This is a genomic window from Pseudomonas sp. Pc102 (genome assembly GCF_018408275.1).
Taxonomy (GTDB): domain Bacteria; phylum Pseudomonadota; class Gammaproteobacteria; order Pseudomonadales; family Pseudomonadaceae; genus Metapseudomonas; species Metapseudomonas tohonis.
The window spans coordinates 6,440,110-6,461,220 of sequence record NZ_AP021905.1 but is presented as its reverse complement, the minus strand read 5'-3'; the positions used below and the strand labels follow the sequence as shown (position 1 = coordinate 6,461,220).

The following is a 21,111-nucleotide window of genomic DNA, read 5'->3' as shown; positions in this document are numbered from 1 at the left end:
CCGGCGGGTCTTTTTTTGCCCTGGATCAAGCCGTTCCTATCCAGGTGGTCAATATCCCCAAAAGGCCACTATCCAGCCCGTGGAGCGCGGTTTAGACTGCGCGCTCGCTTTTTTTGCCAACTCCATCGCATTCCCGGATTCCAGGCCACGCCCCTGGATCGCGCTGCCCTTCGAGGTTCACATGCCCGCCCATGCCAAGGTCCCGGAAATCCTGATTGCCGAGGCCGACCCCTGGACGGCGGACCTGCTCGCGCAACTGGTGCTGGATGTGCGTGGCGATGCCAGCCTGGTGCGTGTCACCGACACCCAGGCGGCCCTGGCCCGCTGCAAGCGACGCCTGCCCGACCTGGTGATCGCCGATGGCGAGCTGCAGGGTGGCGGCGGCCTCGAGCTGTTGCGCCAGCTCCGGCGCCACCCGCGTACCCCGGTGCTGCCTTTCATCCTCATCAGCGAGAAGGTCGACGCCAGCAGCGTGCGCGCCGCGCTGCCCCTGGCGCCCAGCGCCTACCTGGGCAAGCCCTTCAATGCCGAAGGCCTGCGCCAGCGCCTGGGTACCCTGCTGCCCGGTGCCGACCAGGGCCGCAGTGCGGTGGCCCCGCTGCTGGTCGGCACCCTCAGGGAGTACCTCGACAGCGTGCGCGAGGAAGGGCAGGGCGCGCCGCTGCTCAGCGATGTGCGCGACGCCGTCAGCCAGTGCCTGCAGGCCAGCGATGTCGACCTGCGTGACCTCGACGACGTCTTCTCCCGCGACCCGCAGATCACCGCCAAGCTCATCGCCGCCGCCAACAGCGCCGCCCATCACCTGGGCGTGCCCTGCCAGACCCTCGGCCAGGCGCTGCACCGCCTGGGTGTCACCCGCGTGCTCAACCTGGTGCTCGGCATGGCCCTGGAACGCAACGCCCGCCTGCATGACCCGCGCCTCGCCGAGCTGGCCGAGATCGCCTGGAAGTCCTCCCAGCGCAGTGCAGAGCTGGGCTACTGGATGGCCAGCGAGCTCGATCTGGATGCGGAGCTCTGCTACACCGCCGGCCTGCTGCACAACATGGGCGAACTGGCCCTGCTGCGCAGCCTGCAGGACTGGCAGGACGCCGGGGGCGAACTCGGTGATGAAGAGCTGCTGGAAACCCTGCGCAAGCGCGCCGCCAGCTTCGGCTCCGCGCTGCGCATCCGCTGGCGCCTGCCCTTCGGCCTGCGCGAACTGGTGGCCGCCTTCTACGGCCTGGGGGCCGGGGTCTTCTCCCGCGAGGCGCTGGCGATGAACCTCTGCGCCGGGCTGCTGCGCCTGCCCGTGGGGCAGGATGTCGGCGCGCTGCTGGAAGAACGCGCCGCGCGCCTGCTGCGCCTCGACCCCGACCTGCTGCGGCGCCTGCCCGCCCGGCTGCTGCAGGCAGCCTGAGGGCTCAGCCCAAGGCTTCCTCGATGAAGTCCAGGCGGTCCTGGCCGAAGAACATGTCGGTGCCGACGAAGCAGGTCGGCGCCCCGAACACCCCGCGCTTCACCGCCTCCTCGGTGGCCGCCTTCAGGGCGTCCTTCACCGCCTGGTCACCCACCAGCGCCAGCAGTGCCTGCGGATCGAAACCGGCCTCGACCAGGGTCGCGCCAAGGATCGCCGGGTCGCCCAGGTTGCGCCGCTCCTGCCACATCGCCCTGAACATCGCCTCCAGGTAGGCCTCGAAGCGCTCCGGCTGGTGCAGCTGGATGCCGATGGCGCCGCGCATCAGCGTCAGCGTGTTGATGGGAAAGTGCGGGTTGAACACCAGCGGCACGCCATAGCGCCTGGCGTAGCGGTCCAGGTCGATCATCGAGTAGCGGCCCTTCATCGGCACCGCATTGGGCGAAGCATTGCCCGTGGCCTGGAACACCCCGCCCAGCAACATCGGGCGGTACACCAGGGTCGCGCCCTTGCGGGCACACAGGGCAGGTAACTGGGTCCAGGCCAGGTAGCTGGCCGGGCTGCCCAGATCGAAGAAGAATTCGACGTTCTTGCTCATTTTTTGTCCTTCGAATAACTCTACGGAGTCGAGGCCGAGCGAGCGGCACTCAGGCTAGGCGGCGGGGCGTCGGGAAAGCGGAGTTGGCGTCTGCCAATGAGCATTTCACGGCGCCACGCCAACAACGCCTGAGCGTCGCGCAGCCGGCCGTCGGTAATCACCAGCGTTCCATCCAGGGACGGAGGTCGAGCTCGAACGTCCAGGCGTCCCGGGGTTGGCTATGCAGGAACCAGTAGTTCTCGGCGATGTGCTCGGGGTCGAGGATGCCGTCCTGCTCCTTGCGGGCGTAGATGTCCGGGAAGGTGTCGCGGATGAAATCGGTGTCGATGGCGCCGTCCACCACCACGTGGGCGACGTGGATGTTCCGTGGCCCCAGCTCGCGCGCCATGCTCTGCGCCAGGGCGCGGATACCGTGCTTGGCGCCGGCGAAGGCGGCGAAGTTGGCGGCGCCGCGCAGGCCCGCCGTGGCACCGGTGAAGAGAATGGTGCCGCGCCCACGGGTGACCATGCGCCGGGCCACGGCCTGGCCGGTGAGGAAGCCGGAGAAGCAGGCCATCTCCCAGATCTTGAAGTACTTGCGCGCGGTCTCGTCGAGGATGCTGCAGGGCACGTTGGCGCCGATGTTGAAGACGAAGGCCTCGATCGGGCCGATCTCGCGCTCGATCCGTTCCACCAGCTCGGCCACCTCCTCTTCCTTGCGCGCGTCGGAGGCGAAACCGTGGGCCTGGCCGCCCTCGGCGCGGATGCTGTCCACCAGCGGCTGCAGCTTGTCCGCGCTGCGCCGGGTCACGCAGGCGATGTAGCCCTCGCGGGCGAAACGCCGGGCGATGGCACCGCCGGTGGCATCGCCGGCGCCTATCACGAGCACCACCTTGTTGTTGTTCGATTCGGTATTCATGGCAGTCACCTTTAACTAAACGGTCGTTAGCTGAACGGACGTTATGCTACAGTCCAACCCGCGTCAAGCAGTGTGTCTTGCGGAGGTCGACATGCGTTATTCCCCCACCCACAAGGAAGAAACCCGGCAGAAACTGTTGGAAAGCAGCGGCGCCATCGCCAAGGCCGGCGGCTTCTCCAGCACCGGCGTGGATGCCCTGATGAAAGCCATCGGCCTTACCGGCGGCGCCTTCTACAGCCACTTCCCGTCGAAGGACGACCTGTTCACCGCCATCGTCGAGCGCGAGCTGTCACGCAGCCTGATCGGCCAGGTCGCCCAGGGTGAAGGCTTCGACCAGGCGCGGCTGCAGCGCTGCCTGGAGCACTACCTGAGCATGGCCCATGTGCGCAATGCCGAAGGCGGATGCGCGATTCCCGCCCTGGGCGCCGAGATCGCCCGTGCCGGCCTGCCGGTGCGCGAGACCGCCGAGCACTGGATGCTGCAACTGCAGCAGGCCTGGGCGGAAATCCTCGAAGACGGCGAACTGGCCTGGGCGGTGATCTCCCAGTGCGTCGGCGCCCTGGTGATCGCGCGCATGCTCGCCAGCGAGCCCTTGCAGGAAGAGGTTCTCGGCGCTGGCCGCCAATTGCTGATGCAGGCGCTGGAGCGGCGCGGCCAGGGGGATCCACAGCCACTCTGATACGCGGGGCAGGCGCCCCACGCGGTGTGTGCGGGATATCCGGTATCTGGGAAGTCCCTGCGGGCGGACTTCCCGGCCGTGCCCTCAGATTTCCTGCATCTCGAAATCCATCTTGCCCACGCCGCAGTCGGGGCAGATCCAGTCCTCGGGCACGTCCGCCCAGGGGGTGCCGGCGGCGATGCCCTCGTCGGGCCAGCCCTTGGCTTCGTCGTAGATCAGGCCACAGACCACACAGATCCAGGTTTTCATGCCGGTACCTCTTCGTTCTTCTTCACGGTTGAGCGGATTTTCCGCGGCGCGATGCCTGCCGGGCCGTGGGTGGCCGGGGCGCTGTCGTTGGCGGAATGGCGGCGATAGTAGGCGCAGAAGGGCCGCGAGGCGGCCCATCTTAGGTTTGGGGTTACGGGGCAGGCGTCAGGCGGTCTGTGCGCGCTCGGCCACCGGTTGCGGCTGCGCCCGCCAGCGGTTGGCGCGGGCGAAGGTGCCGATGTCGTTGAAGCGCACGCCCATCTCGCGCATCACCTTGTGTGCCACCGGGGCGGTCATCTGGCGGATGTAGAAGGGCTCCTTGACCACGAAGTGGTGGATCGCATGGGTGCTGCCGAAGTTGAAGCAGAACGCCTGCAACGGCCACAGCCACCAGGGGTTGAGCACCTGGGTCTGCTGGATCACGTTGCCCGGCTCCACGTCGCCGTAGTAGTGCATGTTGGAGCTGACGAAGTGCAGGCAGAAGGTGCGCAGCACGTTGGGACCCACCAGCACCACCACCGCGATATCCACACCCTGCATCACCGCCAGGGTGGTGCCCGACCAGGCCACCGGCGCGCCCAGCAGCGCACTCACGCCGTTGATGGCGTGGAAGCCGAGGAAGAGATACCAGGCGCTCCAGTTCATCAGCGCCAGCGGTGCATAGACCTTCAGCGTGCGCACCAGGATGAACTTCTTGTGCTCCCAGCTCCTGGCCCGCAGCATGCGGATCAGCGAGGACATCACGTTGTCGCCCACCATCAGCAGCCGGGCGATGCCCCAGGGCTCGCCGTTGGTGATGGCGCGCTCCTCCATGTCGGCCTCGGTGCCGGAGACCTTGTGGTGGTTCAGGTGCAGGTGGCGGCGGACCCACGGGTTGATGGTGCTCGGCCGTGCCAGCCACACCAGCGCCATCATCAGGTTGTGCGCCACCTTCTGCTTGCGGAAGTACATGCTGTGGATGAGGTCGTGCTCCAGCTCGTGGGTCAGCGAGGCGAGGAAGGCGTTGACCAGCAGGCAGGCCCACCAGGCGATCGCGCCGTTCAGGTAGAGCACCGCCGAGCCGACCATGCCGGCGAGGGCGAAGGCGAGGATGCCGGCGCCGATCAGGTCCTGGCGGTTGAGGATCGGGTAGCGCTGGCGCAGCTCTGCGCCGTGGGCCATCACCACTTCACGAATATGGGCTGATCGCTGTTGATCATTCAGCTTTGCGGGGCTTGCGGTAGTCGGGGACATGCTTACATCCTCTTGCTCGTCGTGTGCCCACTCTGCCGAGGCGGTGCGCGCCACGCCTGACCCTGAACGCCAACCTGTTGACCGGATACGCCAACCTGCATGAGCGACGAGCCCTCCACCCTCGCCAGCTGGACCCGAGCCCTGCGCAAGCAGCTGGACGCCCTCGGCCTCGACAGCGACGGCCTGTGCCGCCAGGCCGGCCTCGACCCGGCGCTGATGGACGACCCCAACGCCCGCTACCCGCTCTCCGCCACCACGCGCCTGTGGCAACTGGCGGTCCAGGCCAGCGGCGACCCGGCACTGGGCCTGAAGATTTCCGGCTACGTCAGCCCCACCACCTTCCACGCCCTGGGCTACGCGCTGATCGCCAGCGCCAGCCTGCGCGAGGTCTTCGAGCGCATCGAGCGCTACCACCAGGTGGTCAGTGACGCGCTCGCCCTGCAGCTGAGCCGGCGCGGCGAGCGCTACGAGTTCCGCCTGCAGGTACCCGAGGAAGGCCCCTCGCCAGCGCCCGAGGCGGTCGACGCCTTCGCCGCCATCTACGTGCGCACCTGCCGCAACCGCCTGGGCCGCGACTACGCGCCGCTGGCCGTGCACCTGCGCCGCCCGCAACCGGCCGACCCCGCACCCTGGCACCAGGTGTTCCGCTGCCCGCTGCATTTCGGCGCCCCGGAAGATTTGATCGAATTCGCCTGCGAGGACTTCGAACGGCCCCTGGAAGACGCCAACGCCGAGCTGGCCGAGCACAACGAGACGGTGCTCAAGCGCACCCTGGAACAGCTGCAGGTGCCCACCTGGGCGCGCAAGGTGCGTGCCTGCCTGGAGGCCCAGTTGCCCAATGGCGAACCCTCGGCCGAGCGTATCGCCCAGTCCCTGCACCTGAGCCTGCGCAGCCTGCAACGCCACCTGGCGGAAGAGGGCAGCAGCTACGAGCAACTGCTCGGCGACACCCGCCAGGCCCTGGCCCTGGTGCACATGCGCGACCCGCGCTGCTCCATCAGCGAGATCGCCTACCTGCTCGGGTTCGCCGACACCAGCAGCTTCAGTCGCGCCTTCAAGCGCTGGACGGGCCAGGCGCCGAGCCAGTACCGCGAAAGCCTGGGGCGTTGAGCCTTCACGCAAGGCATCCGTGCTCCAGAGGCTTTTCGCACGCGTGCCAGAACTGGCCAGTCGCCAGCCGAACGGCCAGAATCCTCTCCACTAACAAGAACCATCCGAGAAGCCCATGCGTCCCGCCTACGCCCGCCATCCCTATGCCGTCGCGTTCCACACCCTGGGCCTGGCCCTGCTGATGCTGGTCTACACGCGCTGGCAGGTGCCGCCCGCCTGGAGCATCCCGGCCTACCTGGTGCTGGCGCTGTGGCCCTGGCTGGGGCCCTGGAAAGTACCGGAGGAACCGCGTGACGAGCCGCTGGAAGACCAGGCCCCGCGCCTGGCCGAACTGGCGGTGCAGGCCGACCGCCACGCCGCCGAACGGCTGCGCCTGGAGGGCCTCGCCAGCCAGCTCGACAGCCTGTTGCGCCAGCGCCTGGAGGACGGCGCGATCTGGCTCCAGCGGCATGACGCCGGGGTGGTGCCGCCCGATCTCGACCGCCTCGAACAACTGGCCAAGCAGCTGCAGCAGGCCGGCACCGAGGGCCGCGCCGAGCTGGACCAGGCCCGCCAGGCCTTCGCCGCCTTGCTCGCCGAGAGCGGCACCGGCCGCGAGCGCGTCCAGGCCCTGGCCGAGCGCAGCGGCGAGATCCAGAAGGTCGCCCAGAGCATCCAGTCCATCGCCAGCCAGACCAACCTGCTGGCGCTCAACGCCGCCATCGAGGCTGCTCGTGCCGGTGACGCCGGGCGTGGTTTCGCCGTGGTGGCGGACGAGGTGCGCAACCTCGCCGCGCGCACCGCCGTTGCCACCGAGGAAGTCGGGCGCATGGCCGAGGACATCCAGCAGCAGACCGCCGCCGCCGTCGCCCACCTGGCCGGGCAGGATGCCGGGCTGGCCGGGGGCGTCGCCGCACTGGAGCCCCTGGGCGATCGGATGGCCGGCCTGGACGGGCAGGGTGCGCAGTTACGCGAGGCGCTGGCGCCGCTGCCGGATCACTGGGCGCTGCAGCACGAGAAACAGCAGGCCTGGCGCCAGGAGATGGCGCGCCTGGAAGGCCGGCTGGAAGAAGCGGTGGCGCTGGGCCGTCAGCTCGCCGTGGCCCTGCGCGGGCCGGCCTGACCCCTCACAACCTCGCCGCCTGGCGCAGGCCGGCGAGGTCGAGGATCTCGATCTCGCCGTAGTTCAGGTGCACCACGCCCTGGGCTTCCAGTTCCTTGAGGATCTGGTTGGTGGTCTGCCGCGACACCGCCAGCATCAGCGCCAGCTGCTCCTGGGCCAGGTGGATGACCCGGCGCCGGCCACTCGTCTCGCCGTAGCCCTCGGCGATCATCAGCAACCGCCGCGCCAGGCGTTGCGGCGCCGGCAGCAGGCTCATCTCCTCCAGCGCGATGAAGGCCAGGCGCAGCTTCTGGCTCATCAGCAGGGCGAACTCGCGCCACCAGGCCGGCTCCGTCTCCAGCATCTTCTGCAGCGCCGCCTGGGGCACGTTGAGCAACTGCGTCGGGCCTTCGGCGAAGGCGTCATGGGTGCGTGGCTGGCCGTCGAACAGGCAGATCTCGCCGAACCAGTGCGGCGGCTCCACCAGGGCCAGCAGCGCCTCCTTGCCGTTCTCCGCGCTGACCCCCACGCGCACCGCGCCCACGATCACCGCATACAGCCCGCAGGGCGGATCGCCCCGGCGGAACAGGCATTCGCCCGCTGCCAGGTTCAGGGGGCGTGCCTGGCTCACCAGTGCGTCCTGCAGGCGTGCGGGCAGGCCGGCGAACCAGTGGCCGGTGAGCAGGGAGGTGCGGCAGTCGGAAAGTTCGGGCATCGGGCGATGGGCTTTGTCGGCTAGCTGACAGAGGATAGGTCAGGACAGGCGCCATTATCGACGCAACTGCCTGCAACCTGAGGACATAACAATGAAAACCCTCGTCGATCATCTCTCCCAGTACGCCGAATACCACCGCGACCGGCGCAACATCTTCAGCCACTTCATCGGCATCCCGCTGATCGTCGTCGCCGTGGCCGTGCTGCTGTCGCGCCCCGGCCTGGTCGCCGCCGGCCTGTGGATATCTCCGGCGGCCCTGGTGGCGCTGGCCTCCGCCGTCTTCTACTTCCGCCTCGACCTGCGCTTCGGCCTGGTGATGACCGCACTCCTCTGGCTCAGCCTCTGGGCCGGCGCCGCGCTGGCCGTGCAGTCCACCGCCCTGTGGCTGAGCGCCGGCCTCGGCCTGTTCGTGGTGGGCTGGGTGATCCAGTTCGTCGGCCACTACTACGAAGGCCGCAAGCCGGCGTTCGTCGACGACCTGATGGGCCTGGTGGTTGGCCCGCTGTTCGTGGTCGCCGAGCTGGGCTTCATGCTCGGCATGCGCAAGGAGGTCGAGCAAGCCATCGAACACCGCGCCGGCCCGACCTGCATCCGCGAGAAGAAAGCCACCGCTTGAGGCGATGCGCGGTTGGACCGCCTCCCCCTGTGGGAGCGGCTTCAGCCGCGAAAAACTCACCGCCGGCTCTCGGCTCCGAGTGGCTGGAAGCTCCATCGCGAATGAATTCGCTCCCACAGCGAGGGGCGAGGCATTGGTGTTCGGGGCGAGTCCGCCTGGTGGATAAAAGAGCGTTATCCACCCTACCCAGCGGGGGAGTCCGTGCGGGCAAGAGGTGCCAGGCGATGTAGGGTGGACCGCGCTTCACCGGTCCACCGCTACGGTGCTGGGCCGGGCACTTGTGGGAGCGGCTTCAGCCGCGAAAGGCTCGCCGCCGGCTCTCGGCTCCGAGTGGCTGGAAGCTCCATCGCGAATGAATTCGCTCCCACAGCGAGGGGCGAGGCATTGGTGTTCGGGGCAAGTCCGCCTGGTGGATAAAAGAGCGTTATCCACCCTACCCAGCGGGGGAGTCCGTGCGGGCAATAGGTGCCAGGCGATGTAGGGTGGACCGCGCTTCACCGGTCCACCGCTACGGTGTTGGGCCGGGCTCCGCCGCCTGTGGATAACCCGCGCTGCCCCGTTGCCTCAGCCGCCCGCGGCCAGCAACTGCGCGCTCATCGAGCGGGCATGGCGGTCGACCATCATCGGCGCGTAGGGCCGGCCGGAGGCGCTGACCAGGGTGTTGCTCTGGCTGTTCATGTCGCTGAGGGCGGTCTTGAGGAAGCTCCAGCGGGTCTTCAGCTTGCCCACCGCCGGATCGCTCTTGTCCATCGGTTGCAGCTGGGCGTCGATGGCCGGCAGCAGGGTGCGTTCGTCCTGGCCGATGTAGGTGTCGTTGCTTTCCCGGGCGATCTCGAAGGTGCCGATGTAGGCGCGGCTGAGGTACTGCACGGCGAGGTATTCCACCTTGGCCGGCAGTTCGCCGTCGGCGGTGTTGCCGGGGGTGGCACGGGCGGCGATGAGGAAGTCGCGCAGGGACTTGGCCAGTTCCTGGGGGAAGCGCCAGGGCACGTCCTCTTCGTTGTGGCCGTAGGAAACACCTTGCTGCAGTTGGGTAACAAGCGCGCGGTACTTCTGCCGGAGCCCGTCGCTGGGCTGCGGAACGCTCTGGAACGCGGCATCCAGTGCCTTGATGTCGGCATCGAAGCGGGTCTTGTGGGTTTCCTGGAAACCTTCGCCGCGGAACAGCAGCAGGCTGCTGGTGGCGCGGCAGGCGTGGACCTGTACCTGGTCGATGGGCGCGAGTTCGGCGGCGAGGGCCATCCCGGCCCCGGCGAGGCCCAGCAGCAGTCCGATGAAAGCGCGTGATAGAGCGTCTGAAAGCATCCCGGCGTGCTCCTTTTGTTGTTGTTGTGAGCAGACAAAGCGGTGGGTTGTGTGGGCACCAATCGGTGCGCGCCCAGCCTACTGCGCCGGGCCCTGGAGGGTATTACCCGAAAGAGTGATTTATGACGGTCGGGCGATAAATCATCCCATCCGGAGGATCTGCTTCAGCCGTTCGGCGCTCTCCGGGTCGGCGGGGAACAGGGTCTCCAGGGCCAGCTCCGAAAGGGTCACGTCCACCGGGGTGCCGAACACCGTGATGGTGCTGATGAAGCTGATCACCCCCAGCGGCGTGTCCAGCTGCAGCGGCACCAGTACGCCATCGGCGACCAGGGCATCGGGCGCGGCCGGGGCCGGGTAGGCGGTGAGTTCGTCGTACAGGGTCTGCAACTCCTCATCACCGCTCACTTCGATGTCGTGCCGAAGGCGCTCCAGCAGGTGGGCGCGCCACTGGCCGAGGTTGGCGATGCGCGGCGCCAGGCCCTGCGGATGCAGGGTCAGGCGCAGCACGTTGAGTGGCGGGCCGAGCAGGGCAGGGGCGACGCCGGCGATCAGCGCCAGCACCGCGTCGTTGGCCGCCAGCAGGTTCCAATGGCGGTCGATGGCCAGCGCCGGGTTCGGTTCGTGGGCCTTGAGCAGCTGTTCGATGGCCTGGCGCGCTCCGGCCAGGGCCGGGTCGTCCAGGGTGCGCTGGGGGAACAGCGGTGCGTAGCCGGCAGCGGCCAGCAGGCGGTTGCGTTCGCGCAGGGGGATGTCCAGCTGCTCGGCCAGGTGCAGGAGCATCTCGCGGCTGGGCCGGGCGCGCCCGGTCTCGACGAAGCTCAGGTGGCGCGTGGAGATCTCCGCGTCGCAGGCGAGGTCGAGCTGGCTGAGGCGGCGGCGCTGGCGCCACTGGCGCAACAGGGCGCCGACGGGGTGGGTGGGTGCGTTCATGGCAGCGACGATAGTCGAGCCGGTGAGGCCCGGCCATTACCTGGCAGGTAATCGACGCGATTCTCCGTTCGGCGAATCCTGGCGACCAGGCACCGGCAACCGCCGGGCCGTCTTGTCCAGGAGATACGCCATGACCACCGTGCAACCCTCCCCCCTGCTGCGCCGCGCCCTGCAACTCGATGCCCTGGTCAGCGGCGCCGCCGGCCTGCTGATGACCCTGGGCGCCGGCCCGCTGTCCGCCCTGCTGGCCCTGCCTGCCACGCTGCTCACCGGCGCCGGCCTGTCGATGCTACCCTGGTGCGCCGTGCTGCTGTGGCTCGCCCGTCGCGACACCCTCGACCGTCGCGCGGTGTGGGCGGTGATCGCGGTCAATGCCGTCTGGGTGGTGGACAGCGTCCTGCTGCTGGCCGGCGGCTGGGTGCAGCCGACCCTGCTGGGCCAGGCCTTCGTGATCGCCCAGGCGCTGGCGGTGGTGCTGTTCGCCGAGCTGCAGTTCCTCGGGCTCAAGCGCTCCGTCGAAGCGGCCTGTGGATAACTTGGGCATCCTGCCTTTTTCGCGAATGAATTCGCTCCCACCAGAGGGCGGGGTCGTAGGTTGGCGCCGAGCTTGCGAGGCCCAACGGTGCCGGGGTCGGGTCCGTTGCGTTGGGCCTCATGCTTCGGCCCAACCTGCGTTTTGCACCCATGAAAAAGCCCCTCGCAGGAGGGGCTTGTTCGTTGCAGCGCGGCGATCAGCCGTGGGCGACGGGCTGCCAGGCCTTGGGCTTGAAGTAGAGGGTTTCGCCACGGGCGAGGCCGACCAGGCTGTCGTGGTCCTTGACCACTTCGGCTTCGATCAGCTCGTCCTGGCCGTCCACCTTCAGGGTCACCCGGGTGATGGCGCCGAGGGGGCGGATGTCGCGGACTTCTGCGGCCTGGTGCTCGTCCTCGGCCTCCTTGGACAGCGAGACTTCGTGGGGACGGAACAGCACGTGGCGGTCATCGCCCAACTGCAGGCGGTTGGAGTCGCCGAGGAAGTGGTAGACGAAGGGGCTCGCCGGCTTCTCGTAGACCTCGCCCGGGGAGCCGATCTGCTCGATCACGCCCTTGTTCATGACCACGATGCGGTCGGCCACTTCCATGGCTTCCTCCTGGTCGTGGGTGACGAACACGGAGGTCAGGTTGATCTCCTCGTGCAGGCGCGCCAGCCAGCGGCGCAGCTCCTTGCGCACCTTGGCGTCGAGGGCGCCGAAGGGTTCGTCCAGCAGCAGGATCTTGGGCTTTACCGCCAGGGCGCGGGCCAGGGCGATGCGCTGGCGCTGGCCGCCGGAGAGCTGCTCCGGGTAGCGGTCGGAGAGCCAGTCCAGCTGCACCATGTTGAGCAGCTCGTGGACCTTCTCGGCGATCTCCGGCTCGCTCGGGCGTTCGCCCTTGGGCTTCATGCGCAGGCCGAAGGCGACGTTGTCGAACACGCTCATGTGGCGGAACAGGGCGTAGTGCTGGAACACGAAGCCGACGTTGCGATCGCGCACGTCGTGCTGCGAGACGTCCTCGCCGTGGAACACGATGTTGCCGGCGTCCGGGGTCTCCAGGCCGGCGATGATGCGCAGCAGGGTGGTCTTGCCGCAGCCGGACGGGCCGAGCAGGGCCACCAGCTCGCCGCTGTGGATATCCAGGTTGATGTCGTTGAGCGCCTTGAAGGCGTTGAAGTTCTTGCTGACGTTACGGATTTCGATGCTCATGACTCACTCCTCATCAGCGCTGGATTTAAGACGGGACAGGCGGGCCTCGCTCCACTGCTTGAGCAGCAGGATGACCAGCGCGAGGATCAGCAGCAGGCTGGCGACGCTGAAGGCGGCGACGTGGTTGTACTCGTTGTAGAGGATCTCGACATGCAGCGGCAGGGTATTGGTGACGCCGCGGATGTGGCCGGAGACCACCGACACCGCGCCGAACTCGCCCATGGCGCGCGCGGTGCACAGCACCACGCCGTAGATCAGGCCCCATTTGATGTTGGGCAGGGTCACGTGCCAGAACATCTGCCAGCCGTTGGCGCCGAGCAGGCGCGCGGCCTCTTCCTCCTGGGTGCCCTGTTCCTGCATCAGCGGGATCAGCTCGCGGGCGACGAAGGGCACGGTGACGAAGATGGTGGCCAGGACGATGCCGGGGATGGCGAAGACGATCTGGATGTCATGCTCGCTCAGCCACCCGCCGAAGTAGCCCTGGGCGCCGAACAGCAGCACGTAGATCAGGCCGGCGATCACCGGGGAGACGGAGAAGGGCAGGTCGATCAGGGTGACCAGGATGCTCTTGCCGCGGAACTCGAACTTGCTCACGCACCAGGCGGCGGCCACGCCGAACACCAGGTTCAGCGGCACCGAGATGGCGACGGCGATCACCGTCAGCTTCAGCGCGGAGAGCGCGTCGGGCTCGAAGATGGCGGTGAAGAAGGTTCCGAAGCCCTGCTTCAGTGCTTCGCTCAGCACGATGTACAGCGGCAGCAGCAGGAACAGGCCGAACACCAGCCAGGCGGCGACGATCAGCGCACGGCGACCCCAGGCGTTGCCCCGGCGGGCAGCGTTGGCGGAGGCGGCGGCAGTCAGGGTTGCACTACTCATGACGACGGCCTCCTCAGGGGGTTTCGATGCGGCGCTGCAGCAGGTTGATCAGCAGCAGCAGGATGAAGGAGACCACCAGCATCAGCACGCCGATGGCGGTGGCGCCGGTGTAGTCGTACTGGTCGAGCTTGACCATGATCAGGAGCGGCAGGATCTCGGTCTTCATCGGCATGTTGCCGGCGATGAAGATCACCGAGCCGTACTCGCCCACGCCCCGGGCGAAGGCCAGGGCGAAGCCGGTGAGCCAGGCGGGCAGCAGCGCCGGCAGGAGGATGTGGCGGAACACCTGCAGCGGCCTGGCGCCCAGGCAGGCGGCGGCCTCTTCCACCTCGCGGGGGATGTCGGCCAGCACCGGCTGCACCGTGCGCACCACGAAGGGCAGGGTGACGAAGGTCAGCGCCAGGGTGATGCCCAACGGGGTGTAGGCGATCTTGAAGCCCAGGTCCGTGGCGAACTGGCCGACCAGGCCGGCCGGCGCGTACAGCGCGGTGAGCGCGATGCCGGCCACGGCGGTGGGCAGGGCGAAGGGCAGGTCGATCATCGCGTCGATGATCTTGCGGCCGGGGAAGTCGTAGCGCACCAGCACCCACGCCAGCAGGGTGCCGATCAGGCCATTGAGCACGGCGGCGGCGAGCGCGGTGCCGAAGCTGAGCTTGAGTGCGGCGAGTACGCGGGGTGCGCTGATGATGTTCCAGAACTGCACCCAGGTTAGGTCGAAGGTCCTGAGGAACATGGCGCCCAGGGGAATCAGCACCAACAGGCTGAGATACACCAGGGTGTACCCCAGAGTCAGCCCGAAGCCGGGTATGACCGGGGAGATACGTCGAGACATCATCTGTCCTTTTTCTGCGTTGGAACGCTCAAGCCCGCCACCGGAATATCACCGGCCCGGGCACGGCAAAGGGAAGCTCGCGCTTCCCCTTGTCAGGGCAGGGCCTGCGCCCCACCCATTTTCTTGCAGCTTGCAGCTTGCAGCTTGCAGCTTGCAGCTTGCAGCTTCGGCTTATTGCGCCTGGTAGATCTGGTCGAAGATGCCGCCGTCGTTGAAGAACTTCGGTTGCGCTTCCTTCCAGCCGTTGAAGTCCTTGTCGACGGTCACCAGGTCCAGTTTCGGGAACTGCTTGGCGAACTCGGCGGCGACCTTCGCGTCACGGGGACGGTAGAAGTTCTTCGCGGCGATGCGCTGGCCTTCCTCGCTGTACAGGTACTGCAGGTAGGCTTCGGCGACCTTGCGGGTGCCTTTCTTGTCGACGTTCTTGTCGACCACGGAAACCGGCGGCTCGGCGAGGATCGACAGGCTCGGCGCGACGATCTCGAAGTTCTCGCCACCCTGTTCCTTGAGTGCCAGGAAGGCCTCATTTTCCCAGGCCAGCAGCACGTCGCCAATGTTGTTGTTGACGAAGGTGATGGTCGAACCGCGGGCGCCAGTGTCGAGAACCGGAACGTGCTTGTACAGCGCCTGCACGTATTCCTGTGCCTTGGCATCGCTGCCGTACTGCTTCTTGGCCCAGGCCCAGGCGGCCAGGAAGTTCCAGCGGGCGCCGCCGGAGGTCTTCGGGTTCGGGGTGATGACTTCCACGCCTTCCTTGGTCAGGTCGCCCCAGTCCTTGATGCCCTTGGGGTTGCCCTTGCGTACCAGGAACACGATGGTCGAGGTGTAGGGGGTGCTGTTGTCCGGCAGGCGCGCCTGCCAGTTCTCGGGGATCAGCTTGCCGAGCTTCTGCAGCTCGTCGATGTCGCCGGCCAGCGCCAGGGTCACCACGTCGGCCTTGAGGCCGTCGATCACGGCACGCGCCTGCTTGCCGGAGCCACCGTGGGACTGCTGGACCTTGAGGTCGTCGCCGCCCTGGGCCTTCCAGTGCTTGATGAAGGCGGCGTTGTACTCCTGATACAGCTCGCGGGTCGGGTCGTAGGAGACGTTGAGCAGCTCGGTGGCGGCGGCGACGGGGCCGGCGACCAGGGTGGTGAGCAGGGCGCTGGCCAGGGTGGCCAGGGCGAAGCGGCGAATCGACATGGATGGAGCTCCTGAATTCCGGGTTCTTATGGTGTTGGCTGGTTTGTCTTTCAGGCACGACGGGCGTTCACGGCGCCCGTCGCAGTCGACTCGGTTCGCGTCTCGGGTTGACCCCTCCGGCGACCCGGTCGGGTGTTCGGGTCAGCTGTTCTTGCCGGCGGGTGGTTGCAGGCGGAATTTTTCCTTGCGCTCGATCTGCACCACCTGACCGTTGTGGACGGTGATCTCTACGGCACCGAAACGCAGGCCGTGCAGGGCGCTCTGGATTTCACGCAGGATGCTGGCTTCGTCCTGGCCTTCGAGGCTGCGGAGTGTTGCGCTCATGTTCGTGCTCCTTGGATGGGGTGCCCGCGTCGGTGGTCAGGGTTTTCGCGTGGCGTGGGCGCATCTTAATCAGGGCACGAATATTCTTAAAAATACTGTTTAAGAATTTTTATATAACCGTTGGTTTTATTGGATCAAGCGCAAGCGCAACGGCGGGCCCGGGCGCTTGGCAGCCTTGATGCCGGGTGGGCGCGGGCCCACCGGGAGAGGGTCAGAGGAGGCTGATCTGTTGCGGGCTGGTGCCGGTGGGAGGGATGAGCTGCCACATCTGCTCCAGCTGCTGCGCCGATTGTGGGCGGCTGAACAGGTAGCCCTGGCCATGGTCGCAGCCGAGGGTACGGAGGAAGTCGGCCTGGCGCTGGTCCTCGATGCCCTCGGCCAACACCTGCAGCCCCAGGCTGTGACCCAGGGCGGTGACGGCCTTGGCGATGGCGATGTCGTCGCGATCGTCGGGCAGGTTCTTCACGAAACTCTGGTCGATCTTCAGTTTGTGCACCGGCAGGCGCTTGAGGCGCTGCAGGGACGAGTAGCCGGTGCCGAAGTCGTCAATGGACAGGCGCACACCGAGCTTGCACAGGCGGTCGAGCAGTTCCAGGGCGGTGTCCGGGTCCTCCATCACCGCGCTCTCGGTGATCTCCAGTTCCAGGCGACCCGGCTCCAGGCCGGTGTCGGCGAGTACGCGGGCGACGCGGGTGTCCAGTTCGCCACGGCTGAACAGGCGGCAGGAGACGTTCACCGCAATGAACGACAGCTGCAGGCCGCGCTCGGTCCAGTCGCGCATCTGCCGGCAGGCACGTTCCAGCACCCAGGCGTCGATGGCACCGATCAGGCCGCTTTCCTCGGCCACCGGCAGGAATTCCGCCGGCGGCACCAGGCCGCGCTGTGGGTGCTGCCAGCGAACCAGGGTTTCGACGCCGATCAGGTGGCCGTCGTTCAGGTCGTGGATGGGCTGGAACACCAGGCGCAGCTCGTCCTGCTCCAGGCCCTGGCGCAGCGCGGTGACCAGCTCGACGCGCTGGCGTGCCTGCTCGGTCAGTTCCTGGCTGTAGAAGGCGAAGGTCTCGCGGCCCACGCTCTTGGCCTTGAACAGCGCCGAGTCGGTGTTGCGCAGCACCTGCTCGACGTTCTCGGCGGCGCCGGGGAAGGTGCTGATGCCCAGGCTGGCGCTGATGAAGAGGTTCTGCGTCGACAGGTGGAAGGGCGCGGCCAGGCATTGCTGGATGCGCCCGGCGAGGTCGGTGGCCTGCTCCGGGCTGAAATCCTCGCAGAGCAGGCCGAACTCGTCGCCGCCCAGGCGCGCAAGGGTCATGCCGCCGGCCATCAGCGTGGCCAGGCGCTCGCCCACCGCCTTGAGCAGCAGATCGCCGTGGTTGTGGCCGAGGCTTTCGTTGATGTGCTTGAAGTGGTCGAGGTCGAGGAGGATGACGATGCCTTCGCGGCCATCCCGGCGCGCGCGCTCCAGGGCGTGCTCGACGCGCTCGGTGAACAGCAGGCGGTTGGGCAGGTTGGTCAGCGGATCGTGGTGGGCCAGGTAGTCCAGCTCGTTCTGCGAGCGCTTGATGGCGCTGACGTCGGAGAACACCGCCACGTAGTGGGTCAGCTCGCCTTCCTCGTCGTGGATGGCGCGGATGTTCTGCCACAGCGGGTATACCTCGCCGTTGCGCCGTCGGTTCCACACCTCGCCGCTCCAGGCGTGGCGGTTCTTCAGTGCGTTCCACATCGACTGGTAGAACGCCTCGTCGTGGCGACCTGACTTGAACAGCACCGGCGTCTGTCCCAGCACCTCGCGCTCCTCGAAGCCGGTGATGCGGGCGAAGGCGCGGTTGACGTGGACGATGTGCTGCTCGGCGTCGGTGACCAGGACCCCTTCCTGGGTGGCATCGAACACGGCGGCGGCCTGGCGCAGGCTGCTCTCCTGCTCGCGGCGTGCCTGCAGGTAGGCGCGCAGGCGGCGCATGTGCAGGCACACCAGCAGGTACAGCAGGCCGCTGGTGACCACCACGAAGAGCATGCCCTTGGCGGACTGCAGCGCATTCAGGCGGCTGCCATCCAGGCTCAGCACCTGAAGCAGGTGGTCGCTGAAGAGGATCCAGGCGCTGGCGAGGAGGAAATAGGGCAGCACCAGTTTCATGGCGCTGAGCTTGGGTTTCATAGGTGATTGGTGCCGTGCCGGATGTGATCGGTTTCGCATTATAGATGAATGGAGATTCATCTCTTTCTTATCTAAAGAACGGGATGGTTTTCTCACAATTCATGGGGATAATGCCTGTGTTTGTCCGACAACCTCGCCCTTCCTTCCCCCGAGGCTACGCACTCCATGTGGTACTACGGTTTTCTCGACCTGTCGCTGTGGCAACTGGTGGCGGTCACCCTGGTGATGACGCACATCACCATCGTCGGCGTCACGGTCTACCTGCATCGCTATTCCGCCCATCGCGCTCTCGAACTGCACCCGGCGCTGAAGCATTTCTTCCGTTTCTGGCTGTGGCTGACCACTGCGATGAACACCCGCGAATGGACCGCGATCCACCGCAAGCACCACGCCAAGTGCGAAACCGTCGACGACCCGCACAGCCCGGTGATCAAGGGCCTGGGCACCGTGCTGCGCCGCGGTGCGGAACTGTACCGCGAAGAGGCCGAGAACGAGGAGACCTTGCGCATCTACGGCAAGAACTGCCCGGATGACTGGCTCGAGCGCAACGTCTATTCGCGCTACCCCATCGGTGGCGTGACCCTGATGGCGGCCATCGACCTGGCCCTGTTCGGCGTCGGCGGCATCACCATCTGGGCCGTGCAGATGATGTGGATACCGGTCTGGGCCGCTGGCGTCATCAATGGCCTCGGCCATGCCGTCGGCTACCGCAACTTCGAATGCCGCGACGCCGCCACCAACCTGGTGCCCTGGGGCATCCTCATCGGCGGCGAGGAGCTGCACAACAACCATCACACCTACCCGAACTCGGCCAAGCTGTCGGTGAAAAAGTGGGAGTTCGACCTGGGCTGGGCCTGGATCAAGCTGTTCAGTTTCCTGCGCCTGGCCAAGGTGCAGCGCGTCGCGCCCATCGCCCATCGCGTGGAAGGCAAGGGCAGCCTGGACATGGACACCGCCATGGCCATCCTCAACAACCGTTTCCAGATCATGGCGCAGTACCGCAAGCTGGTTATCGCGCCCCTGGTGAAACAGGAACTGGCCAAGGCCGACGAGTCGGTGCGTCACCTGTTCCGTCGCGCCAAGCGCCTGCTGTCCCGCGAGACCAGCCTGCTGGACGAGCGCCACCATGCGCGCATCGCCGCCATGCTGGAGCAGAGCCAGGCACTGAAGGTGATCTACGAGCGTCGTCTCGCCCTGCAGCACATCTGGGTAAAGACCAGCGCCAACGGCCACGACATGCTCGAAGCCATGAAGCAGTGGGTGCACGAGGCCGAGGCCAGCGGCATCCAGTCCCTGCGCGACTTCGCCGAGCAGCTCAAGACCTACTCGCTGCGCCCGGCCGTCGCGGCCTGATCGCAGCAACCCCGAAGAAGGCCGGCCATCGCCGGCCTTTTTCATTTGGGCCCCGTAGGTTGGCGCCGAGCCCGCGAGGCCCAGCGCAGCGAGGCCCGCTGGCGCCCCTTCGCGATTGAGTTCGTTCCTACGGGAGAGGGGCGAGGCGTCGGTGTGTGGGGCGAGTCCGCTTGGTGGATAGAAGAGCGCTATCCACCCTACCCAGCGGGGAAGTCCGTGCGGGTACGAGCTGTCAGGCGATGCAGGGTGGACCCCGCCTCACCGGTCCACCGCTGCGGGGTTGGGCCGTGCTCCGCGCCGTGCCCTCTGCAGGAGCGGCTTCAGCCGCGAAAGGCACACCGCCGTCTCCCTGCTCCGAGTGGCTGGACACTCCTTCGCCAATGAATTCGCTCCTGCCCTGACCCTCCCGCCTGCACCGCCCCATATACGCCTGCACCTGAATCTCGGCCAAAAAAAACCGCCCGGGGGAGGGCGGCTGGAACAAGACGTCGAAAGGAGCAATCGCATCGACGTCAGGAGGTAAGGAGGAGGTGCGGGTCGATCAGCTGTCCTGGTCGGCGTCGGCCTTGCGCTCGGCGCCCTGCTTGGCGACGGCCTGCTGCTGGGCGGCGTCCTGGGCGCGCTGCTCATACTGCGCATTTCGCGCAACAAAGGCGGACGACTCTTCGGCGAAGGAGAACTGGGTGAAGGACAGGGCGAAAGCGGTGAAGGCGGCAGTAACAAAGAGATTGCGTTGCATAGCGTGATCCTCGGCGGGATGCATCTGGAAACCGAGGCCATCTTAGGGGCCGGGCCGGTGGTGAAAAACCGCGGCCCAGGTGAATCACAATTGCTTCTAACGCAACAATTGCGTGCGCACAGCCCAGTGGCGGGGATCGTCCAGCACGGCATCGTCCTGGGCGAAGAGGGGCGGCAGCTCGGCCTTGAGGAAATCGACCCAGGTCCGGGTCTTGGCGTCGAGGAAACGCCGTGACGGGTACACCGCGTAGATGTTGCGCTCGCGCAGGCGGTGCTCCGGCAGCAGGCGCCGCAGCGTGCCCTCGCGCAGCGGCTGGCAGGCGACGAAGGAGGGCAGCAGGCAGAAACCCATGCCCGCCTGGGCGGCGCGGGCCAGGGATTCGGCGACGTTGACCTGGAAGGCCTCCGCCGGCAGCACGTCGTACTCGCCGTCCTCGTCCTGCAGCACCCAGTTGTCCTGGTAGAGCGGGTCCAGCAGGCGCAGGTAGCGGTGATGGCGCAGGTCCGCCGGCCCCGTGGGCACGCCATGCTGCTCCAGGTAGGCGGGCGCCGCGCAGACCACGCTGTACATCTGCCCCAGGGATTGCGCCACCATCTGCGAGTCCGGCAGCTCGCGGGCGAAGGTCAGCACCACGTCCTGGCCATCCTCCAGCGGGTCGGGGTTGCGCTGCGACAGCGTCAGGTCGATCACCACCTCGGGGTACAGCGCGGTGTAGCGCGCCACCAGCGCGGTGATGTGCTGCAGGCCGAGGCCGGTCATGGTGTGCACCCTCAGCCGGCCGCTGGGCTTGAGGTGCGCGCCGCGCGCCTCGGCGGCGGCCTGGTCCACCTCGTTGAGGATCGAGCGGCAGCGTTGCAGGTAGCGCTCACCCACCTCGGTCAGCGCCAGGCGCCGGGTGGTGCGGTGCAGCAGCCGCGCCTGCAGCTGCTGCTCCAGCTCCGAGACCAGCCTGGAAACCTGCGCGGTGGAAAGATCCAGCGCCTGCGCCGCCGCGGTGAAGCTGCCGGTCTCGATGACGCGGGTGAACACGCGCATGCTGTTCAGGGTGTCCATTGTTACTCCTCGCGCAAGGCTGATTCTCGAAGGGCGCTGATTATCCAGGAAACGCCGGTAAATATACTGCCA

The 21,111-nt window shown here is 67.2% G+C and carries 22 protein-coding genes; 7 read left to right on the top strand and 15 right to left on the bottom strand.

Going from position 1 to position 21,111, the window contains the following annotated elements; translation table 11 throughout:
- The first annotated feature begins 181 nt into the window (after positions 1–181).
- Positions 182–1,396: an HDOD domain-containing protein gene (locus tag PHLH3_RS29465; RefSeq protein WP_213627226.1), complete on the top strand. Its 1,215-nt coding sequence runs from the start codon at positions 182–184 to the stop codon at positions 1,394–1,396.
- A gap of 4 nt (positions 1,397–1,400) precedes the next feature.
- Here PHLH3_RS29465 and PHLH3_RS29460 read toward each other — a convergent pair whose 3' ends face one another.
- Both PHLH3_RS29460 and PHLH3_RS29455 read right to left on the bottom strand, forming a co-directional pair.
- Positions 1,401–1,991, bottom strand: a complete 591-nt coding sequence (locus PHLH3_RS29460) for a 2-hydroxychromene-2-carboxylate isomerase (RefSeq protein ID WP_213627224.1) — start codon at positions 1,989–1,991, stop codon at positions 1,401–1,403.
- 157 nt (positions 1,992–2,148) lie between these two features.
- Positions 2,149–2,889 carry an SDR family oxidoreductase gene (locus PHLH3_RS29455; protein WP_173177008.1) on the bottom strand — a complete coding sequence of 247 codons (741 nt, stop codon included), beginning with the start codon at positions 2,887–2,889 and terminating at the stop codon, positions 2,149–2,151.
- Positions 2,890–2,980: 91 nt separating this feature from the next.
- Between PHLH3_RS29455 and PHLH3_RS29450 the strand changes: the two genes are divergently transcribed.
- Entirely contained in the window at positions 2,981–3,568 is a 588-nt protein-coding gene (locus tag PHLH3_RS29450; protein ID WP_173177005.1) for a TetR/AcrR family transcriptional regulator, read from the top strand.
- A gap of 84 nt (positions 3,569–3,652) precedes the next feature.
- Here PHLH3_RS29450 and PHLH3_RS29445 read toward each other — a convergent pair whose 3' ends face one another.
- Together PHLH3_RS29445 and PHLH3_RS29440 are read right to left on the bottom strand one after the other, a co-directional pair.
- Positions 3,653–3,817: a rubredoxin gene (locus PHLH3_RS29445; RefSeq protein WP_021220460.1), complete on the bottom strand. Its 165-nt coding sequence runs from the start codon at positions 3,815–3,817 to the stop codon at positions 3,653–3,655.
- 165 nt (positions 3,818–3,982) lie between these two features.
- Positions 3,983–5,050: a fatty acid desaturase gene (locus tag PHLH3_RS29440; protein WP_213627222.1), complete on the bottom strand. Its 1,068-nt coding sequence runs from the start codon at positions 5,048–5,050 to the stop codon at positions 3,983–3,985.
- A gap of 99 nt (positions 5,051–5,149) precedes the next feature.
- Between PHLH3_RS29440 and PHLH3_RS29435 the strand changes: the two genes are divergently transcribed.
- Positions 5,150–6,160, top strand: a complete 1,011-nt coding sequence (locus PHLH3_RS29435) for an AraC family transcriptional regulator (protein WP_173177001.1) — start codon at positions 5,150–5,152, stop codon at positions 6,158–6,160.
- A gap of 115 nt (positions 6,161–6,275) precedes the next feature.
- Positions 6,276–7,262 carry a methyl-accepting chemotaxis protein gene (locus PHLH3_RS30765; RefSeq protein WP_280527446.1) on the top strand — a complete coding sequence of 329 codons (987 nt, stop codon included), beginning with the start codon at positions 6,276–6,278 and terminating at the stop codon, positions 7,260–7,262.
- A 4-nt stretch (positions 7,263–7,266) separates the two neighbouring features.
- Here PHLH3_RS30765 and PHLH3_RS29425 read toward each other — a convergent pair whose 3' ends face one another.
- Positions 7,267–7,956, bottom strand: coding sequence for a Crp/Fnr family transcriptional regulator (locus PHLH3_RS29425; RefSeq protein WP_213627220.1), 690 nt, complete (start codon positions 7,954–7,956; stop codon positions 7,267–7,269).
- 91 nt (positions 7,957–8,047) lie between these two features.
- Here PHLH3_RS29425 and PHLH3_RS29420 point away from each other — a divergent pair, with 91 nt between their 5' ends.
- Positions 8,048–8,572, top strand: coding sequence for an Mpo1-like protein (locus PHLH3_RS29420; RefSeq protein WP_173176997.1), 525 nt, complete (start codon positions 8,048–8,050; stop codon positions 8,570–8,572).
- A gap of 564 nt (positions 8,573–9,136) precedes the next feature.
- Here PHLH3_RS29420 and PHLH3_RS29415 read toward each other — a convergent pair.
- Entirely contained in the window at positions 9,137–9,877 is a 741-nt protein-coding gene (locus tag PHLH3_RS29415) for a hypothetical protein (RefSeq protein WP_213627218.1), read from the bottom strand.
- Between the two features lie 141 nt (positions 9,878–10,018).
- A complete protein-coding gene (locus PHLH3_RS29410; protein ID WP_213627216.1) occupies positions 10,019–10,807 on the bottom strand; it encodes a helix-turn-helix domain-containing protein in 789 nt (262 codons plus the stop codon).
- Positions 10,808–10,937: 130 nt separating this feature from the next.
- Between PHLH3_RS29410 and PHLH3_RS29405 the strand changes: the two genes are divergently transcribed.
- Positions 10,938–11,342: a hypothetical protein gene (locus PHLH3_RS29405; RefSeq protein ID WP_213627214.1), complete on the top strand. Its 405-nt coding sequence runs from the start codon at positions 10,938–10,940 to the stop codon at positions 11,340–11,342.
- Positions 11,343–11,538: 196 nt separating this feature from the next.
- On the opposite strand, the gene PHLH3_RS29400 is transcribed toward PHLH3_RS29405, so the two are convergent.
- The 6 genes from PHLH3_RS29400 to dibA form a co-directional block, all read right to left on the bottom strand.
- The gene (locus tag PHLH3_RS29400) at positions 11,539–12,528 is read right to left on the bottom strand and encodes a sulfate ABC transporter ATP-binding protein (protein WP_021217928.1); all 990 of its coding nucleotides are present in this window, start codon (positions 12,526–12,528) and stop codon (positions 11,539–11,541) included.
- Positions 12,529–12,531: 3 nt separating this feature from the next.
- Positions 12,532–13,404, bottom strand: a complete 873-nt coding sequence (gene cysW / locus PHLH3_RS29395) for a sulfate ABC transporter permease subunit CysW (RefSeq protein WP_213627212.1) — start codon at positions 13,402–13,404, stop codon at positions 12,532–12,534.
- Between the two features lie 13 nt (positions 13,405–13,417).
- Positions 13,418–14,236: a sulfate ABC transporter permease subunit CysT gene (cysT, locus tag PHLH3_RS29390; RefSeq protein WP_173176984.1), complete on the bottom strand. Its 819-nt coding sequence runs from the start codon at positions 14,234–14,236 to the stop codon at positions 13,418–13,420.
- 171 nt (positions 14,237–14,407) lie between these two features.
- Positions 14,408–15,418: a sulfate ABC transporter substrate-binding protein gene (locus tag PHLH3_RS29385; RefSeq protein ID WP_213627210.1), complete on the bottom strand. Its 1,011-nt coding sequence runs from the start codon at positions 15,416–15,418 to the stop codon at positions 14,408–14,410.
- A gap of 141 nt (positions 15,419–15,559) precedes the next feature.
- Positions 15,560–15,742 (bottom strand): sulfur starvation response protein OscA, encoded by a 183-nt coding sequence (gene oscA / locus PHLH3_RS29380; protein ID WP_021217924.1) that lies wholly within the window; start codon positions 15,740–15,742, stop codon positions 15,560–15,562.
- Between the two features lie 211 nt (positions 15,743–15,953).
- Entirely contained in the window at positions 15,954–17,894 is a 1,941-nt protein-coding gene (dibA, locus tag PHLH3_RS29375) for a phosphodiesterase DibA (protein ID WP_213627208.1), read from the bottom strand.
- A 165-nt stretch (positions 17,895–18,059) separates the two neighbouring features.
- Between dibA and desA the strand changes: the two genes are divergently transcribed.
- A complete protein-coding gene (gene desA / locus PHLH3_RS29370) occupies positions 18,060–19,247 on the top strand; it encodes a delta-9 fatty acid desaturase DesA (RefSeq protein WP_213627206.1) in 1,188 nt (395 codons plus the stop codon).
- A 541-nt stretch (positions 19,248–19,788) separates the two neighbouring features.
- Here the strand turns inward: desA and PHLH3_RS29365 are convergent.
- Both PHLH3_RS29365 and PHLH3_RS29360 read right to left on the bottom strand, forming a co-directional pair.
- The gene (locus tag PHLH3_RS29365; protein ID WP_213627203.1) at positions 19,789–19,986 is read right to left on the bottom strand and encodes a hypothetical protein; all 198 of its coding nucleotides are present in this window, start codon (positions 19,984–19,986) and stop codon (positions 19,789–19,791) included.
- 96 nt (positions 19,987–20,082) lie between these two features.
- Positions 20,083–21,039, bottom strand: coding sequence for a LysR family transcriptional regulator (locus PHLH3_RS29360; protein ID WP_213627201.1), 957 nt, complete (start codon positions 21,037–21,039; stop codon positions 20,083–20,085).
- Positions 21,040–21,111: the final 72 nt, after the last annotated feature.

Bases quoted from the DNA above. Each gene is read 5' to 3' on its own strand.
- PHLH3_RS29465 (WP_213627226.1), top strand. From the start codon at position 182: ATGCCCGCCCATGCCAAGGTCCCGGAAATCCTGATTGCCGAGGCCGAC.
- PHLH3_RS29460 (WP_213627224.1), bottom strand. From the start codon at position 1,991: ATGAGCAAGAACGTCGAATTCTTCTTCGATCTGGGCAGCCCGGCCAGC.
- PHLH3_RS29455 (WP_173177008.1), bottom strand. From the start codon at position 2,889: ATGAATACCGAATCGAACAACAACAAGGTGGTGCTCGTGATAGGCGCC.
- PHLH3_RS29450 (WP_173177005.1), top strand. From the start codon at position 2,981: ATGCGTTATTCCCCCACCCACAAGGAAGAAACCCGGCAGAAACTGTTG.
- PHLH3_RS29445 (WP_021220460.1), bottom strand. From the start codon at position 3,817: ATGAAAACCTGGATCTGTGTGGTCTGTGGCCTGATCTACGACGAAGCC.
- PHLH3_RS29440 (WP_213627222.1), bottom strand. From the start codon at position 5,050: ATGTCCCCGACTACCGCAAGCCCCGCAAAGCTGAATGATCAACAGCGA.
- PHLH3_RS29435 (WP_173177001.1), top strand. From the start codon at position 5,150: ATGAGCGACGAGCCCTCCACCCTCGCCAGCTGGACCCGAGCCCTGCGC.
- PHLH3_RS30765 (WP_280527446.1), top strand. From the start codon at position 6,276: ATGCGTCCCGCCTACGCCCGCCATCCCTATGCCGTCGCGTTCCACACC.
- PHLH3_RS29425 (WP_213627220.1), bottom strand. From the start codon at position 7,956: ATGCCCGAACTTTCCGACTGCCGCACCTCCCTGCTCACCGGCCACTGG.
- PHLH3_RS29420 (WP_173176997.1), top strand. From the start codon at position 8,048: ATGAAAACCCTCGTCGATCATCTCTCCCAGTACGCCGAATACCACCGC.
- PHLH3_RS29415 (WP_213627218.1), bottom strand. From the start codon at position 9,877: ATGCTTTCAGACGCTCTATCACGCGCTTTCATCGGACTGCTGCTGGGC.
- PHLH3_RS29410 (WP_213627216.1), bottom strand. From the start codon at position 10,807: ATGAACGCACCCACCCACCCCGTCGGCGCCCTGTTGCGCCAGTGGCGC.
- PHLH3_RS29405 (WP_213627214.1), top strand. From the start codon at position 10,938: ATGACCACCGTGCAACCCTCCCCCCTGCTGCGCCGCGCCCTGCAACTC.
- PHLH3_RS29400 (WP_021217928.1), bottom strand. From the start codon at position 12,528: ATGAGCATCGAAATCCGTAACGTCAGCAAGAACTTCAACGCCTTCAAG.
- cysW (WP_213627212.1), bottom strand. From the start codon at position 13,404: ATGAGTAGTGCAACCCTGACTGCCGCCGCCTCCGCCAACGCTGCCCGC.
- cysT (WP_173176984.1), bottom strand. From the start codon at position 14,236: ATGTCTCGACGTATCTCCCCGGTCATACCCGGCTTCGGGCTGACTCTG.
- PHLH3_RS29385 (WP_213627210.1), bottom strand. From the start codon at position 15,418: ATGTCGATTCGCCGCTTCGCCCTGGCCACCCTGGCCAGCGCCCTGCTC.
- oscA (WP_021217924.1), bottom strand. From the start codon at position 15,742: ATGAGCGCAACACTCCGCAGCCTCGAAGGCCAGGACGAAGCCAGCATC.
- dibA (WP_213627208.1), bottom strand. From the start codon at position 17,894: ATGAAACCCAAGCTCAGCGCCATGAAACTGGTGCTGCCCTATTTCCTC.
- desA (WP_213627206.1), top strand. From the start codon at position 18,060: ATGTGGTACTACGGTTTTCTCGACCTGTCGCTGTGGCAACTGGTGGCG.
- PHLH3_RS29365 (WP_213627203.1), bottom strand. From the start codon at position 19,986: ATGCAACGCAATCTCTTTGTTACTGCCGCCTTCACCGCTTTCGCCCTG.
- PHLH3_RS29360 (WP_213627201.1), bottom strand. From the start codon at position 21,039: ATGGACACCCTGAACAGCATGCGCGTGTTCACCCGCGTCATCGAGACC.